This window comes from uncultured Anaerococcus sp. (genome assembly GCF_937934665.1).
Classification (GTDB): domain Bacteria; phylum Bacillota; class Clostridia; order Tissierellales; family Peptoniphilaceae; genus Anaerococcus.
The window spans coordinates 1-15,880 of sequence record NZ_CALGYW010000115.1; the positions used below are offsets into that span (position 1 = coordinate 1).

Genomic DNA, 15,880 nt, shown 5'->3' on the forward strand with positions numbered 1-15,880 from the left:
AAAAAAGAGGACCCAACCGGGTCCTACTCTCTAAATTTTATTTTATAGGTTTTTAATTTCTTCGATTAGAGCTGGAACTACTTCGTGGAAGTCACCAACTATACCGTAGTCACAACGTTTGAAGAATGGTGCTGATTCGTCATTATTGATTACAACAACTTTCTTAGCATCTTCAAGACCTCTTAAGTGTTGGCTAGCACCTGATATACCGATTCCTATATATAGCTCACCTGCAAATTTTCTACCAGATACACCTATATATTGTCTAAGTGGAACGTATTTTCTAACTTGGGCTGCAGGTCTTGAAGAACCAAGAACTGATCCTGTTACATTGGCAAGTTCTTTTGCCATTTCAAGGTTTTGAACTTCTCCAAGACCCATACCTACAGCTACAACCCTATCAGCATCTTCAACTGGGCTTTCTAGGTCTACTGCATCATTCTTAAGGTCATATCCGTCAGCAACTAAGGCCTTAACTAATTTTTTAGCTGCTTCTTTTGGATCTCCTGTAAAGATTTGTTTTTTGTCTGTATCTTCTTGCTTAGTTTCTTTGGCCTTTGGTGCTTCTTTCTTAGCATTTTTATCTCTTGGAAGGATATAGCCTGATATAACAAGCTTCATAATTTCATTTGTACCTTCATAAATTTGGGTAATCTTAGCGTCTCTGTAGAATCTTTCTACATCTGATCCCTTGATAAATCCTGAACCACCGTATAATTGAAGGGCTTCTGATGTAAGTCTTTCAGCAAGGTCTGAAGCGTATAGCTTAGCCATGGCAGCATCCTTACCATATCCCTTAACATGGGCATCTTTCTTCTTGGCTGCATCGTAGATTAAAAGTCTTGCTGCCTTAAGTTCTGTAGCCATTTGAGCTAGGGTGAAGGAGTTGTATTGGAAACGTCCTATGGCCTTACCAAATTGCTCCCTATGCATAGCATGGTCCATAGCAGATTCGTAGGCACCTTGGGCAATACCAAGAGCTTGAGAAGCTATACCAATCCTACCACCGTCTAGGATCATCATGGCATATTTGAAACCCTTGTTTAACTCACCAAGGAGGTTTTCTTTTGGAACTTTTACATCTTTAAAGTGAAGCTCAGCTGTAATTGATGATCTGATACCTAGTTTGTCATATGGCTCTGAGAAGGTAAAGCCTTCAAAGTCCTTATCAACTATAAACATTGATATACCGTGGTTACCCTTACCTGGTTCTGTAACAGCTGTTACTAGGTAAGTTTGGGCTGCTGGTGCATTTGTGATAAAGATTTTCTTACCATTTAATAGGTAATGATCTCCCTTATCTACTGCTGTTGTTTCTGTCACAGCTGAGTCAGAACCTGCATTTTCTTCTGTAAGACCGAACCCACCGATTTGTGTACCATCAACTAGGGGTCTTAGGTATTTTTCCTTTTGCTCTTCTGTACCAAATTCATTGATACCCCATGTACCTAGAGATGTGTGAGCTGAGCAAATTACACCAACACCGCCGTCAACTCTCGATAATTCTTCTACTGCGATTGCATAGTGTTCATTTGTTAGGCCTGCACCACCGTATTTTTCATCAAATGGGATACCCATAAGGCCCATCTCTCCCATTTCTTTGACAATATCAGCTGGGAATTCCTTGGTTTGATCAAGGTGGAAAGCAATTGGCTTAACCTTTTCCTCAGCAAAATCCCTAACGACTTTTCTAAACTCTTCTAAATTCTTTGGTAAATTAAATGACATATTATCTCCTTAACAAATTATTTTTTTCTTATTTATTTTGCTCTTAATATAATGATACCCATTCTCACCCTATCAAAACATTTTCATGAAATATTTTTTATAAGTCACGAAAGCATTTAATATTAGCCAATTTAGAGTATAGTAAAAATAAAAGAATTATAAAAATTATAAGGAGTAAGTATGCACAATATAATTGAAGTACTCGATAATATATATTGGGTAGGTGTAAATGACCGTAGAATCAACAGATTCGAAAATATGTTTGAAGTTCCTAATGGAGTTTCTTACAATGCCTTTGTAATTAAGGATGAAAAAAATGTCCTTATGGACTCTGTAGAAGGAGCTTTCACTAGGCAATACCTAGAAAACGTAGAAACTGCCCTTGATGGTGAAGAGCTTGACTATATTATAGTTAGCCACATGGAGCCAGACCACTGTAGAAATATCGACTTTATCCTAAAAGAATATCCAAACTGTAAATTCGTAGGAAATTCTAAGACCCACAAGTTCTTTGAACAATTCTACAATGATAATTACAAGGATAGGTATGTAGAAATCAAAGACGGAGAAAAATTAAATATCGGTAAGAGAAATCTTAAATTTGTCTTTGCCCCAATGGTTCACTGGCCAGAAGTATTCATGACCTATGAAACAACAGAAGGCCTCTTCTTCTCAGCAGATGCCTTTGGTGCCTTCAATGCAATCGCTGGTAACATCGAAGCAGATAAGGTAATCCACAAGGGTGACTGGTTAGAGCAAGCTAGACGTTACTATATAAATATAGTAGGTAAGCAAGGTAAGATGGTTCAAAACCTCTTCAAAAAGGTAGAAGGACTTGATATCAATGCCATCCTTCCACTACACGGACCAGTTTATAAGGATGCTGATTCAATTAACTTTATCCTTGAAAAATACGGCCACTGGGCAGGCTTTACACCAGAAGAAAAGGGTGTTGTAATAGTTTACTCATCCATGTACGGCGGCACCGAACAAGCAAGCGATATCCTCGCAAACTTCCTTGCCCAAGAAGGTGTAGAAGATATAGTCCTATACGACGTATCTGACTGGGACTACTCATACCCAATAGCAGACTGCCACAGATTTTCTCACCAAGTATTTGCCCCAATTAACTACAACGCTGGCTTATACTACAAGATGGATGCCTTCCTAAGAGAATTAGTTGGAACAGGATATAAAAACAGAACAGTATCCTTCCTAAATAACTGGTCATGGGGTGGTAGATCCTTAGAAATATCAAAAGAAATCCTAGAACCGGCCAAACTAAACTACATCGGTGAAGATGTAAAAATCAACTCAGCTGTAAAAGAGCCTAATGTTGAAGAACTTAGAGAACTTGCAAAAGTAATAGCTGAAGATTATAAAAACACAGAAATTTAAGAAAGCTAAAACACCTCCAAGTTGGGAGGTGTTTTTTTTTGTCCACTTTGTATAGAGTTTAAAATAAAATACTCAAAGTTTCTTCAAAATATAATATAAGAATAGAAATGACCTTCATTATATAGATATGGCCCGATATAGGTTCCTAATACTAAAAAGTTTTAAATTTTATAAAAACTCCACAATATTGTAGGGCTAGGGGAGAGTATAGCATAGAAATCCTTGAAATTCTTATATATTATCATATATATGGCATAAGACCTCATATACTTTTTAACCTATCTATTCTTAGTCTAGAAATCCCAAGAAAGTTTTTTCTAACCTAGGATTTTTTTAATAAATTTTAACTTCTTGTCCGTATAGGGTGGATATTTTAAAAAGTTGTCAAAGATCCCAGCCTTTAGTATGCTCTTCCTATTAGAAAAATTCATAAAACCAAAATAACCGTGGTAGCCACCCTGGCCAGAATTGCCTACTCCCCCAAATTCTAAATTAGGATTCGCAATTTGCATTAGGCATTCATTGATAGCCCCATTGCCATATTCAATTTCCCTGATGATTTTATCTTCTATTTTTTTATCACGGGTAAAAGTGTAAAAGGCGAGTGGTTTTGGCATCATCTTGATTTTCCCTAAAATCTCATCAAGATTATCATAGGAAATTATGGGAATAATAGGTCCAAAAATTTCCTCTCCCATTACAGGATCGGAAAAGTCGACCTCATCCATTATAGTTGGCCCGATTTTTAACAATTTTTCATCAAATTCTCCACCAAAAACAACCTTATCCTCGTCGATTAAGCCTAAGAGCCTTACGAAATGATGTTCATTTATAATCCTTGGAAAGTCGGGATTTGCAAAAGGATTTTCTCCGTAAAAGTTAATAAGATTTAGCTTTATTTCTTTTATTAAATCGATCTTTATCTTTCTATCCACTATGACAAAGTCCGGTGCAATGCAAGTCTGGCCGGCGTTTACAGTCTTAGCCCAGGCAATTTTCTTAGCTGCCATTTTTATATCAGCAGTCTTTTCAACCAGGCATGGACTCTTGCCCCCAAGTTCTAAAGTTAGTTTACTAAGGTGAGGAACTTGCGCCGCCATAATTTTTTTGGCAACAGCAGGACCTCCTGTATAAAAAACATGATCATAAGGCTTATGTATCAATTCATCATAGTCGAGTTTTTCATTATCTAAATGAATAAAATACTCTTCCCTAAAATTATCCCCGACAATTCTTGAGATAATTTTACTTGTTTCAGTTGATTTTGATGAAGTCTTTAAAATCACAGTATTTCCACTAGCTATGGCCCCTACAACAGGGCCCAAGCTTAGATTAAAGGGATAATTCCAAGGGGAAATTATAAGAGTAACTCCAAGAGGTTCGTAAGTATAAAAACTTTTTGCCGGAAGAGTTGTAAGAGATGATTTGACCCTCTTTTTGCTCATCCATTTCCTAAGGTTTTTCTTAGCAAATTTAATCTCTCCAAGGACAAAGTGATATTCTGTAAGGTAGGATTCAAAATTAGACTTGCCCAAATCTTTTCTCAGAGCATCTAAAATTAAACTTTCATTGTCTCTTATAGCATTTTCAAGCTTGTCTAATTGTCTCATCCTAAAATCATAAGACTTGGTAAAATTACCAAGAAAAAATTCCCTTTGACTATTAATGATATTTTCAAGATTCATAACTATCCTTTCAAAGTTCACAGGTTGGTAATTCATATTAGATACTCTATAAATTTAATCTTTTAAAATATCTTTTTCCATCTTTATACAAAGGTATATCATTCCTAAAATCGAAGGGATTAATATTATAAACAAACCAACTAAAGGATCATAGATCTTAAAAACTTCACCTAAGAGCATTGTAAAAAGTGTAAGAGCAAAACCCATTATTCCCAACCTTATTCCAGACCTATACCAATAATTATTTCCATTTATCCAATTAGATTCACTTTTAACGAGCCTTGGGAGAAGATAATAGGATAGGCCCCTATACTTATATGAACCTAGCCTCTCCCTTCCTCTTTTAAACTCTTCTCTAATATCCTCTGGTGGGTAGGGTTTGGGGTTTTTTAAAAGATTGTAATTTATCATAATAATTAAAGTATATATTCCTAAAAATATTAGATACAAATTATTGGTCATAAAAACTCCTATAATGGTTTATATAAAATTTTCAAATCTCACCATTTTAATAAATTTGTCTATGATAAAGCAAAAATGGCGGGATAAGATGATTAAATTTATATATAAAAGAGCCTATAATATTTCAAAATGATTCCGAGCCTTATCAGACTCTTTCATCGATAATGATATGAACAAGGCCCATATGGTTTGACTTTAAATATTCTTTCATAAAAGTCGGATAGGCCTTATATTTTTCAAGTTCGTCGATTGGTATCCAGTGCATGGTCTCTTTTAGGCCATCCATGGTAAAGCTATGGCTATTGAGGTTTTTATTCCCCTTAGGTTTCATCATGTAATAAAAGCAAATCTCATGGCAGTCTACGCCTTTTAAACTAGAGCTTCCCACAAAGAAATTTTCGTGAATAATAGCCAAATAATCAACTTCGTATTCTACGCCTGTTTCTTCGAAGACTTCTCTTTTTATGGCTTGTTCAGAACTTTCCCCCAAATGGACTCCACCACCTATGGAATAGTAATAGTCATCTACTTCATTTCCCGCAAACAAAACACAATCATCTTCGACTATTATTGCCGCAGCCCTATACCTAAACCACTTATCGCCTTTTCTAAATCCACAATCCTGATCCATCTCTCTCCCCTAACTTTAATTTCAAATTTCTCACAAAAACAAAAATGACCCCTCTGGGTCAAGTTTATATTTTATCCTTATAAATTTTTAATCTATACTTTGATATCTTGTAAAATTATTCTTATAAAACGACTTATAAAATAATTTATTTTAAAATCAAATATAAATTCTCTTACAAACCTATTTTACAAGACTTAATAAAGCGAATGGTTTTAGCGATATTTTTAAAACCTATCCACAAATTCTAAGAATTATTTCTTAAATTTAGACACACTTATCCTATTTTAAAAAATCACTTTTTCTAAAACTTGAGATATAGTCGGCTAGTCTTTCCATTTATTTTCTTTCGAAAATTAGGACAAGGCTATAGTACAGCTATAGCTTCGATTTCTATTACTGCACCCTTTGGTATATTTGCTACTTCTAGGGCAGATCTAGCTGGTTTGTGGTCTCCGAAGAATTCTTCATATACTTCGTTAAAGGCAGCAAAGTCGTTTACATCATCTAAAAATACATTGCATTTTACTATTTTATCAACAGATGATCCACCTGCTTCTACTATGGCCTTGATGTTTTCTAGGGCTCTTTTAGTAGCTTTTTTGATATCCATTTCTAGTTCTCCAGTTTCTGGGTCTAGTGGGAGTTGGCCTGATGTGAATATTAAATTATCAGTTGCTAGTCCTTGAACATATGCGCCTACTGCTTCTGGTGCTTTGTTTGTTTGAATTGCTTTCATGTTTCCTCCTATGATATCTTTAAAAATTCTTCTAATGTTAAGTTATTATCGTATATTTCCTTGGCTTTTTCTACCCCTACAAACCTGTAGTGCCAAGCTTGGGCTTTGTGGTGGGTCTTATTTTCCTCACCCTTTGGATATCTTTCGATAAATCCATATTTATAAGCATTATCTGCTAGCCACTTATATTCTGCTGTGGCTTCAAATTTGTCATTGTATTTAGAGCCTTCTGTAAAAAAGTCAAAGGCTGTACCTGTTTGGTGCTCGCTTGTACCGGCTACTTCTGAGTCAACCTCTCCTGCATCATACATCTTGCCTTCTAGCTCATAACCTCTATAATCAGAGGCTATCCTTAGGTCAAGGCCATCCCTTGCCATATCTTGACGCATGGTTTCAAAAGCACGTCTGGCTGTCTTATCTACACCTGGGTCAAAATTTGCTGGTAGCGGATAGGATTCATTTACATAAACTATTCCATTTACTACCTTTATCCCCTCACCTTCCCCAGTTTTTGCTAGGCCAAATTTGTTTACATAATAATATGAATCATCTATTTTTACTTTGGCAAAGCCATTTTCACTTCCGTAAAATCCTAAATACTGACCTTCTTTGACAAACTTATCTGTCTTTGAATAGTCATTGGGAAATTGGTAGGCATACTGGGTTTGCATGCATTTTATGTATGCTATTAGGTCGTCTTGATAAGAACTATCTTCGATTTTTAACTCATCTTCTAAGTCTATATCCTTAAATCCAAGATCAGTTGCTATATGGATATCGGAAGTACTTATCTTTTCTTCACTTTCGTCAGCTTCCATTAGTTCTCCTGACGCTATCCTATATTCGCTAGGTCTTCTGATTTGATAGTTATCCTCTTGTTGTAGGGCAAACTTCGCCGTTGTAAGGGTCAAAATTGTCCCAAGTCCTAGCAAAAGTGCCTTTTTTCTCCTTCTTTTTGCTTCACGCCTCTTGCGTCTTTTTAGCTCTCTTATACCTTTGTTTGACATTTTTCTTCCTCTATTTATTTCAATATTTTAGTGTTGGTCTGTGGGATTGTAGTACCTTGCATAAATATTAAATATATTTCAATCTCATATTTAAGTTTAATACTACATTTGCTCTCTATTATTATAACACTATTTTGGTAAAATTAATAGGGTAAAATGTTTGTTTTTTTTGATTAATTTTAAAAAAATCCGACTTATTTGTCGGATTTTCATTGCTTTTAGTTTTATTTCAACTAATTATTAAATAGTTTTTTAAAAATCTCTAGAATTCCTGTTTTTTTGCCATCTTTTTTGTTGCTCTTATTCTTAAGAATTTTATGATTATTTAGAGATTCATTTTCCTTAAGGGCTTTATTTTTAGTTTCAAAATCCTTTATAGCTTTTTTCATGAGTGCTTCTTGGGCATTAAAATTTTCTTTATTTTCTACTTTCAAATATTCTCCAGTAGGATAAAGTTTTCTAATTTTAACATCATCTTTAAACATTATATCTAGAAAATCTAAAAGGTATTTTTTTATCTTCCTATCTTCAATTGGCACTGCAACTTCGACCCTGTTTCTAATATTTCTAGTCATAAAATCTGCTGATGATATATAAAGTTTTGGATTTTTCCTACCAAATTGGTAGACCCTGTGGTGTTCTAGAAACCTACCAACAATTTGGTAAATCTCAATATTTTCACTGGCTCCCTTAACACCTGGCAAAATACAAGTTATTCCCCTTACCATCATTTCTATCTTAACTCCTGCCTGAGAGGCCTTAGAAAGTAGGTCTATAAGTCCCTTATCAGAAATTGAATTCATCTTTAGCCTTATGTAAGCATCTTCTCCATTTTCTGCTCTTTTTATCTCATCATTGATTAGCTTTTTAAGGCTATCTTGCATGGACTTTGGAGATGCCATTAGTTTTTTATAAGTTCCCTCTAGATTTCCTATCAAAATATTATCAAAAAGGTCCTTGGCATCTTGACCTATTACAGAATCTTTGGTCATAAAAGAAAAGTCTGTATAGAGTTTGGCAGTTTTCTCATTATAATTGCCTGTTGCAATCTGAGTTATATAAGATACCTCATCGTTTTTAAACCTGGTAATAAGGCATACCTTGGAATGGCACTTGTAATGGTCAAAGCCGTAAACAATCTTACACCCTGCTTCTTCTAGTCTTGAAGACCAGAAAATGTTGTTATCTTCATCAAACCTCGCCCTTAGCTCCATTAGGACTATGACTTCCTTGCCATTTTCACTAGCCTTTATAAGACTTTTGGCAATTTTAGAATCCTTGGCTATCCTATAGAGGGTAATTTTTATTGAGGCTACACTATCATCACTGGCTGCCTCATCTAAAAGCCTTATCATAGGGTCCATAGACTCGTAAGGATAAGACAGGATTAGGTCATTTTCCATAACCTGATCAATCATAGGTCTATTAGGATCGACCATGGCTGATGGTTGGGGTGTAAATTTTTCATAAGTTAAGGCATTTCTTGTTACCCTTGGTAGACTTTCTATAAAATCAAAGATAAAACCTAATTGGAAGGGAGTCTTAGATACAAAGATAGATTTTTCACTTATAGCAAAATTTTTGCATAAAAATTCTTTGTCTTCATCATCAAGCAGACTGTTAACCTCAAGCCTAACTGGTTGTTGTCTCTTTCTTTTTTTAAGCTTGCCCTTCATATAGGTCCTAAAGTCTTCTTCAACCTCATAATCATCGTCATCATAAGATATATCGGTATTTCTTGTAAGACTCATTACAAAGGCACTTTCTGCCTTGTATCCCTCAAACAAGTCGGCTCCAAATTCCTTGATGATATCTTCAAGGAGGACATAGGTCCTATCAGATATCATAACATACCTATTTAGCCTCTCAGGAAGGTAGACTATACCTATTATCTCCTTGGGATTTGTAGCCTTAGATTTTTTCTTAACTAGGTCAAATACCACTGATAGGCTAAGGTTTGCAAGCCTTGGTAGGGGGTGAACCCTATCAATTATCTGAAATGATAAAATCGGCTCGATTTTTGTATCAAAATAGGTCTGGCAAAAGTCTCTCGCTTTTTCATCAAGACTTGAAACTTTTTGGATGTTTATACCATTATCAGCTAAGTCTCCTACTAAATCAAAATATATTTGGTCCTTCCTTGCATACATGGGCACAAGCTTATCTAGGCAGGCATCAATTTGCTCCTTTGCAGTCATCTTTGATTTGCTATCTATAGGCTGCTTTTTTAGCTTAGATAAGTCTGTAAGAGAGCCAATCCTTACCATAAAAAATTCTTCTAGGTTCGTATCATATATAGATAAAAACTTGAGTCTTTCAAGGACTGGTACAGTCTCATCCGTAGCCTCCTCTATTACTCTCTTGTTAAAGTCTAACCAGGATAATTCCCTATTTTGTGTAAAATTTTTCATGTCTATTCCTTTCCTAAAAGTTTACTATAGACATATCCTTCCCTAACACCTGTTTTGCTAACATTTATTGTTTTAACTGAGAAAAATTCGCATATTTGACTCATGATAACCATACCAGGTAAGAGGGTGTGGATCCTATCTGGCTTGATATCTAAAATTAATTGCATTTTTTTCTTATCACTTTTTTTAATTAAGTCTTTTACCATCTTGGTAAAATCTCCTGCATCCATGCTTCTTACCTCATCGTCAAGGTCATAATATTCCCTATAAACCAAAAGGGCTGCACGGGCAGAACCTCCGACAGCAGATAAGACATCAAACTCTTCCCTGTACATTGATGTATCATCAAAAAGTTGGACCACTCTTTTTTCTATTTTTTTCCTACTGTCCTTATCAACAAAAAGTCCGTCTACATAGTCATTAAAGGTTGATAGAGAGCCAATTGATAGGGACGAAGACTTAATAACCTTGCCCTGATCTATTAAAACTACCTCAGTAGAGCCACCACCTATATCGCAAAGGACCCCCTCCTTTACGTCAGTAGAAACAGCTGCACCTACAAAGGCAAGCTCTGCCTCCTCTTCTCCTGATAAGATTTCTATATCAAGGTCAAGCTCATCCTTCATCAGGTTTAATATCTCAGACCTATTTGCCACATCCCTTACTGTAGCTGTAGCAAAAGGATGAACTTCATCAATATCTCCAAAATTATCGCAAACTGCCTTAAACTTAGCAAGGGTAGAAAATAATCTCTTAACTCCCTTTTTAGTTAATCTGCCATTTTTTACATAAGATTTTAAAGATACCTGTTCTTTTTCAGAAAAAAGATTTATAGCTTCACCATTTTTTTCCTTATAAACTGATAGTCTCACAGTATTTGAGCCTATATCCATAATCGCATAAATCATTTTCTAATCTCCTATATAGTTTAACTTATAGTCAACCTTCATAATCTTTTCAATTAGATCACTTGTTTCTTTGCTTTCCTTTGTCATAAATATATTTACCCCATTTTCCCCATCTTTAGTCGATAAATTATTAGACAGATATACAGCAGGGTCAATAATATTTGCCTCATAGTTTAGCCTATCCCTAATCTTATCCTTGATAATAGGATAATGGGTACAGGCAAGGATAATATTTTCTATTTCTCTTTCATTGGCAACTTTTAGGTAGTCATCAAGGGCTTTATCTAAAATTTTTCCATCAAGGATACCACCTTCTATCAGATTAACTAGGTCAATGGCCTTTGACTCAAAAACTCTAGCTTTCTTTTTTGCCTCAAGAGTTTTTTTATAAAAATGACTATCAATGGTAGCCTTGGTAGCAAGGGCTAAAAAATCGCCCTCAAAATCCGTAGCTGCCTCTATAGCCACATCGGTGATGGCAATAAAGTCCTTTTTAAATTTTTCCCTTAGATAATCCTTACAGGTTACAGAAATAGTATTACAAGCTATAATATAATAATCTATATTATAGTTTTCTAAGTAAGTTACAATATCTGTTGCAAAACTTGTTATCTCCTCCTTAGACCTATTGCCATAAGGTACCCTTAGATTATCTCCTAGGTAAAAATAATTAGCCTTATTCTTCTTGGCAAGTTCGTTTAAAACCGCAACTCCGCCCAGACCCGAATCAAAAATTCCAATATTAGTCATCGATTAGGTCCACCTTTCTAACAAAATAATAGGAATCCTTAAGGGCATCATAGGCAGAATCAAGGTTTTTTTCATCCCTAAAAATCCCAAAAATAGATCCACCTGATCCTGAAACAATGGCCTTTATGGCACCCTTGTCAATCAAATTTTCCTTAATGGCCTTTAGGTGTGGAAAATCCCTCAAAACCACATCTTCCATGACATTTTCAAAATCATTCACCACAGCCCAAGACCCCTCTTCAAGGCCCTTAGCGATTTCTATATTATTAATGTGGCCAAAAAGCTTGGTGTTTTTGTAAACGTGGGCCGAAGCTATATTAGTCCCGTCATTGACCAAGAGGACTTTGAGGGGAGTTTTGATCCTAAAAGGCTCGAGAATTTCCCCAATGCCTGTCGCACGGGCCGCCCTATCAAGAAAGAAAAATGGGATATCTGCCCCGAGTTTGGCCCCTTCTTCCATAAGGGCCTTTTTAGAAAGTCCCAGACCCCAAAGTTCGTTAAGGGCCTTCATGGTCTCAGCAGCATTGGTAGAACCACCCGCAAGGCCAGCCGCAACTGGGATATTTTTTGATAGCTTTACCCTAATACCCGTAGCCTTGTCCCCTGCAAGGTTTTTCATAATCTCATAGGCCTTAAAAACTAGGTTGTCTTCAACTTTTCCGAGATTGAGATTAGACTCATAGGTAAATTTGCCATCGGAATTTTTTTCTATTTCTAACTTATCAAAAAGATTAATCCTCGCCATCAAAGTGTCGATATTGTGGTAACCATCGGGTCTTTTTGAGATAATATCAAGGCTTAGGTTAATCTTTGCAAAACATTTTTTAATCATATATACCTCAAAATTATTATATCCTTTATGATTATTTTTTCTATACTTTATCTAAATAGCTTGACAAGAAAAATAAAGGCTATATAATAAAGGCTAACAAGCGATGATAAGAAGAGTAATCTTGCATAAATCCTCTAGCGAGTCTTGTAGAGTGGAAGAAGACAGGTAAGGGTAAGATGAAGAGAGTCTTTGAGCTTAAGACCTGAACTAAGAGTAGGGCCTTAGGGGTATGCCCCTTACAGCATAAGGTATGATAGTACTGATTAAGTCTTATTTTGTGAGAAATAAGAGAATTTGGGTGGCACCACGACAAGCTCGTCCCTTTAGGGAGGGGTTTTTTTAATGCCAAAAAGAAAGGAATTTATAATGAAAAAACTATTAATCGGTGTCCTATTAGCAGGACTAATGACAGGATGTGGAGCAAATGAAAATACTAAGGATGCTAAAGAAGCTGCAAACACAGATAAATTACCAGGCATTCTTGCTGACGGAAAATTAACTGTGGCAACAAGTGCAGACTTCGCCCCATATGAATTTTATGATGGAGAAAATATTGTAGGTATTGACCCAGAAATTGTAAAAGCTATAGGCGAAAAGCTTAAAGTAGAAGTTGAAATCAATGATATGGACTTTAACAATATCATAGCATCAATCGGTTCTGGTAGGGCAGATATAGGAGCTGCAGGCATGACAGTAAATCCAAAAAGGCTAGAAAATGTTGATTTTACAGATACTTACGCATCAAGCACTCAAATATTTTTAATAAAAAAAGATAGCGGTATAAAATCAAAAGATGACCTAATGGATAAAACAATAGGCTGCCAACTTGGAACAGTAGGTAATGACCTTGCTGATGAAGAATTTGAAAAGGTATCAGCCTTTGCTAAATATTCTGATGCAGTCCTTGCCCTTCAAAATGGAAAAATTGATGCAATCTTGATGGACCAAACCTCAGCTGAGAAATTCGTTCAAGCTAACGATGACCTAGAAATAATGGAATCTGACTACGAATCTGAAGATTATGCATTTGCCATTGGTAAAGAAGAAGATGAAGCCAAAGAACTAATAAATAAGGCAATCAAAGAATTCCAAGATGATGGTACAATAGAAAAAATCGTCAAAAAATACAAGTAGGTCCTGATGTTTGACTTGATAAAGACAAATCTCTTAGATGGTAACCTATATATGTACCTCATAGAAGGTCTTAAAATAACCCTTCTAGTAAGTACTATTTCCCTAATGTTATCCTTCATCCTAGGTCTAATCCTTGCCATAATCAGAAAGGCCAAGATAGACCTCAATCCAAAATGGGATAATCCAAAAGGCTTTACCCTAAATATTTTAGATAAGCTAGCAGGCCTTTTTATAACAATCATAAGGGGAACTCCATCAACAATCCAGCTTTTAATTATGTTTAACGTAATTCTTGTAGGCCTTGATAACCTGGTTATAATTGCCATAGCAACCTTCGCCTTAAACTCATCCGCCTACATGTCCGAGGTCATAAGAAGCGGCCTAAATTCAGTAGCTAAAGGAGAAGTGGAAGCTGCAAGAAGCTTGGGTCTTTCATATAACGAAGCCCTCTTTAAGATAAGCCTTCCCCAAGCCCTAAGAAATGCCCTCCCAGCCTTAGGTAATGAAGTTATAACACTTTTAAAGGAAACATCAATATCTGGCTTCATAGGACTGGCTGACTTAACCCGTGGAGCATCAATAATAATATCCAAAACCTTTAAGGCAAGCGTCCCTTACTTTGCGGCAGCTCTAATCTATCTAATAATAGTAATCTTGATAGAGCAAGCCTTTAAAGTTATGGAAAGGAAGATACAACATGTTAGAAGTTAGAAATCTTCACAAGAGCTTTGCAAACAACGAAGTTCTAAAAGGAATAGATTTAAAAGTTGATAAGGAAAATGTCATTTCAATAATTGGCCCATCAGGCTCAGGCAAATCAACCTTCCTTAGAAGCCTAAACCTCCTAGAGGAAATTGATAGTGGTGAAATACTATTTTTAGGTGAAAATATAAAAGACTATAATATAAACAGCCTTAGAGAAGAAATAGGCATGGTATTTCAAAATTTCAACCTCTTTAGCCATTTGACAATCATTGACAACCTAATCCTAGCCCCAATCCTAAGAGGCAAACTAGAAAAGGATGAAGCTAAAAAAAAGGCCAGAGAACTCTTAGAAAGAATCGGTCTATCAGATAAGGAAAAATCCTATCCAGACCAGCTTTCCGGAGGACAAAAACAGAGGATAGCTATAATTAGAGCCCTCATGATGAATCCAAAAATCATGCTATTTGATGAACCAACCAGCGCCCTAGACCCAGAAATGGTTGGGGAAGTTCTAAATTTAATGGCAGATTTAGCAAAAGATGCCATGACAATGTTAGTAGTTACTCATGAAATGGCCTTTGCAAGAGAAGTATCAAACAGATTAATCTTTATGGATGCCGGAAAAATAGTCGAAGAAAGTAATAACCCAAAAGATTTCTTTACAAACCCAAATACAGATAGGGCTAAAGATTTCCTAGGAAAAATTATTTGACAAAAGCTAAAAAATATAGTATCATTCAATAGTGATACTAAGCGGGATTGGCGGAATTGGCAGACGCGCAAGACTAAGGATCTTGTGACCGATTTTAGGTCGTGGAAGTTCAAATCTTCTATCCCGCACCATAGAAATTTTATTCAGTATAAAATTTAAAACTATGCAAGTTATACGAGGCAGAATATAAGTATTCTGTCTTTTTTTATTTATTAAATATTTAGTTAAATAAAACGTTGATTGTAGCTTTTTTATAGCCTTAAACATAATTTTCTTGTCTATCTATTTAATATTCTATCCACCATTTAAAAGTCTCTAAAAATTTTTACTTTCACCACAGGTCTTCTTCAGAGAAATTTTCTTTAAAAACTTTTACATATTCTTTTATGTTAGTCTTTACCAAATCTTGCCTTTCTTGATCCCACTTACCCTCACTTTTAAAATATTTTAGGGTGGATATCATTCTTTTTATATGAAAATAAAGAGACTTAGGTCCGTAGTCCCTCCCATCTATGTTTACATATTTCTTCTTATTTTTAAAATTAACCCTTACCATCCTAACTCCTTATATATTTGCTAAAAGCTCTTCTAGGTAATCACTTTTCCTAGGAGATTTACCCATGTGTTTACTTGTGCTGGTATCTATATTCTTATTTATATTATTTATATTTATATTATTCTCTTTAAAGTCTCCTTTAATACCCTCCTTAAAGTCTCCTTTGTGGGGGTCATTAAGTCTGCTTTTATATGCCATAAAGTCTGCTTTAACATAGAGCCTACG

The 15,880-nt window shown here is 35.4% G+C and carries 16 protein-coding genes, 1 tRNA gene and 1 other annotated feature; of the genes, 5 read left to right on the plus strand and 12 right to left on the minus strand.

All coding sequences use genetic code 11. The annotated features are described in order from the left end of the window. Positions 1–42: 42 nt before the first annotated feature. Positions 43–1,728, minus strand: a complete 1,686-nt coding sequence (locus Q0410_RS06200) for an acyl-CoA dehydrogenase family protein (RefSeq protein ID WP_299034391.1) — start codon at positions 1,726–1,728, stop codon at positions 43–45. Between the two features lie 180 nt (positions 1,729–1,908). On the opposite strand from Q0410_RS06200, the gene Q0410_RS06205 reads away from it, so the two are divergent. Then, the gene (locus Q0410_RS06205) at positions 1,909–3,126 is read left to right on the plus strand and encodes an FprA family A-type flavoprotein (RefSeq protein WP_299034393.1); all 1,218 of its coding nucleotides are present in this window, start codon (positions 1,909–1,911) and stop codon (positions 3,124–3,126) included. Positions 3,127–3,443: 317 nt separating this feature from the next. Here Q0410_RS06205 and Q0410_RS06210 read toward each other — a convergent pair whose 3' ends face one another. The 9 genes from Q0410_RS06210 to ispE all read right to left on the minus strand — a co-directional run bounded on the left by Q0410_RS06210 (position 3,444) and on the right by ispE (position 12,548). After that, a complete protein-coding gene (locus tag Q0410_RS06210) occupies positions 3,444–4,811 on the minus strand; it encodes an aldehyde dehydrogenase family protein (RefSeq protein WP_299034395.1) in 1,368 nt (455 codons plus the stop codon). 54 nt (positions 4,812–4,865) lie between these two features. Then, positions 4,866–5,261 (minus strand): hypothetical protein, encoded by a 396-nt coding sequence (locus Q0410_RS06215; RefSeq protein ID WP_299034397.1) that lies wholly within the window; start codon positions 5,259–5,261, stop codon positions 4,866–4,868. Positions 5,262–5,418: 157 nt separating this feature from the next. Continuing rightward, a complete protein-coding gene (locus Q0410_RS06220; RefSeq protein WP_299034399.1) occupies positions 5,419–5,904 on the minus strand; it encodes an NUDIX hydrolase in 486 nt (161 codons plus the stop codon). 364 nt (positions 5,905–6,268) lie between these two features. Continuing rightward, positions 6,269–6,640, minus strand: a complete 372-nt coding sequence (locus tag Q0410_RS06225) for a RidA family protein (RefSeq protein WP_299034401.1) — start codon at positions 6,638–6,640, stop codon at positions 6,269–6,271. 8 nt (positions 6,641–6,648) lie between these two features. Next, positions 6,649–7,647, minus strand: coding sequence for a M15 family metallopeptidase (locus Q0410_RS06230; RefSeq protein ID WP_299034404.1), 999 nt, complete (start codon positions 7,645–7,647; stop codon positions 6,649–6,651). 233 nt (positions 7,648–7,880) lie between these two features. Next, entirely contained in the window at positions 7,881–10,058 is a 2,178-nt protein-coding gene (locus tag Q0410_RS06235; RefSeq protein WP_299034406.1) for an RNA degradosome polyphosphate kinase, read from the minus strand. Positions 10,059–10,060: 2 nt separating this feature from the next. After that, positions 10,061–10,966, minus strand: coding sequence for an exopolyphosphatase (locus Q0410_RS06240; RefSeq protein ID WP_299034409.1), 906 nt, complete (start codon positions 10,964–10,966; stop codon positions 10,061–10,063). Between the two features lie 3 nt (positions 10,967–10,969). Continuing rightward, on the minus strand, positions 10,970–11,716 hold the full coding sequence (murI, locus tag Q0410_RS06245) for a glutamate racemase (protein ID WP_299034410.1): 747 nt from the start codon (positions 11,714–11,716) through the stop codon (positions 10,970–10,972). Continuing rightward, complete coding sequence (gene ispE / locus Q0410_RS06250; RefSeq protein WP_299034412.1) at positions 11,709–12,548, minus strand: 4-(cytidine 5'-diphospho)-2-C-methyl-D-erythritol kinase; 840 nt, start codon at positions 12,546–12,548, stop codon at positions 11,709–11,711. The genes murI and ispE overlap by 8 nt, the downstream gene beginning before the upstream one ends. A 94-nt stretch (positions 12,549–12,642) precedes the next feature. Continuing rightward, positions 12,643–12,874, plus strand: a binding site (T-box leader). A 16-nt stretch (positions 12,875–12,890) separates the two neighbouring features. Here ispE and Q0410_RS06255 point away from each other — a divergent pair. The 4 genes from Q0410_RS06255 to Q0410_RS06270 all read left to right on the plus strand — a co-directional run bounded on the left by Q0410_RS06255 (position 12,891) and on the right by Q0410_RS06270 (position 15,230). Beyond that, positions 12,891–13,682 (plus strand): ABC transporter substrate-binding protein, encoded by a 792-nt coding sequence (locus Q0410_RS06255; protein WP_299034414.1) that lies wholly within the window; start codon positions 12,891–12,893, stop codon positions 13,680–13,682. Between the two features lie 6 nt (positions 13,683–13,688). Further along, positions 13,689–14,393, plus strand: a complete 705-nt coding sequence (locus tag Q0410_RS06260) for an amino acid ABC transporter permease (protein ID WP_299034416.1) — start codon at positions 13,689–13,691, stop codon at positions 14,391–14,393. Next, on the plus strand, positions 14,380–15,099 hold the full coding sequence (locus Q0410_RS06265; RefSeq protein ID WP_299034418.1) for an amino acid ABC transporter ATP-binding protein: 720 nt from the start codon (positions 14,380–14,382) through the stop codon (positions 15,097–15,099). The genes Q0410_RS06260 and Q0410_RS06265 overlap by 14 nt, the downstream gene beginning before the upstream one ends. Before the next feature lie 41 nt (positions 15,100–15,140). Further along, positions 15,141–15,230: transfer RNA gene (locus Q0410_RS06270), tRNA-Leu, on the plus strand. 200 nt (positions 15,231–15,430) lie between these two features. Here Q0410_RS06270 and Q0410_RS06275 read toward each other — a convergent pair. Both Q0410_RS06275 and Q0410_RS06280 read right to left on the minus strand, forming a co-directional pair. After that, entirely contained in the window at positions 15,431–15,655 is a 225-nt protein-coding gene (locus Q0410_RS06275) for a hypothetical protein (protein ID WP_299034420.1), read from the minus strand. Positions 15,656–15,664: 9 nt separating this feature from the next. After that, positions 15,665–15,880, minus strand: a 216-nt coding sequence (locus tag Q0410_RS06280; protein WP_299034422.1) for a hypothetical protein, incomplete at its 5' end; no start/stop codon positions are given.

What these genes read in the sequence shown, in the direction of transcription:
- Q0410_RS06200 (WP_299034391.1), bottom strand. Translation starts at nt 1,728, where the DNA reads ATGTCATTTAATTTACCAAAGAATTTAGAAGAGTTTAGAAAAGTCGTT.
- Q0410_RS06205 (WP_299034393.1), top strand. Translation starts at nt 1,909, where the DNA reads ATGCACAATATAATTGAAGTACTCGATAATATATATTGGGTAGGTGTA.
- Q0410_RS06210 (WP_299034395.1), bottom strand. Translation starts at nt 4,811, where the DNA reads ATGAATCTTGAAAATATCATTAATAGTCAAAGGGAATTTTTTCTTGGT.
- Q0410_RS06220 (WP_299034399.1), bottom strand. Translation starts at nt 5,904, where the DNA reads ATGGATCAGGATTGTGGATTTAGAAAAGGCGATAAGTGGTTTAGGTAT.
- Q0410_RS06225 (WP_299034401.1), bottom strand. Translation starts at nt 6,640, where the DNA reads ATGAAAGCAATTCAAACAAACAAAGCACCAGAAGCAGTAGGCGCATAT.
- Q0410_RS06230 (WP_299034404.1), bottom strand. Translation starts at nt 7,647, where the DNA reads ATGTCAAACAAAGGTATAAGAGAGCTAAAAAGACGCAAGAGGCGTGAA.
- Q0410_RS06235 (WP_299034406.1), bottom strand. Translation starts at nt 10,058, where the DNA reads ATGAAAAATTTTACACAAAATAGGGAATTATCCTGGTTAGACTTTAAC.
- Q0410_RS06240 (WP_299034409.1), bottom strand. Translation starts at nt 10,966, where the DNA reads ATGATTTATGCGATTATGGATATAGGCTCAAATACTGTGAGACTATCA.
- murI (WP_299034410.1), bottom strand. Translation starts at nt 11,716, where the DNA reads ATGACTAATATTGGAATTTTTGATTCGGGTCTGGGCGGAGTTGCGGTT.
- ispE (WP_299034412.1), bottom strand. Translation starts at nt 12,548, where the DNA reads ATGATTAAAAAATGTTTTGCAAAGATTAACCTAAGCCTTGATATTATC.
- Q0410_RS06255 (WP_299034414.1), top strand. Translation starts at nt 12,891, where the DNA reads ATGCCAAAAAGAAAGGAATTTATAATGAAAAAACTATTAATCGGTGTC.
- Q0410_RS06260 (WP_299034416.1), top strand. Translation starts at nt 13,689, where the DNA reads ATGTTTGACTTGATAAAGACAAATCTCTTAGATGGTAACCTATATATG.
- Q0410_RS06265 (WP_299034418.1), top strand. Translation starts at nt 14,380, where the DNA reads ATGTTAGAAGTTAGAAATCTTCACAAGAGCTTTGCAAACAACGAAGTT.
- Q0410_RS06275 (WP_299034420.1), bottom strand. Translation starts at nt 15,655, where the DNA reads ATGGTAAGGGTTAATTTTAAAAATAAGAAGAAATATGTAAACATAGAT.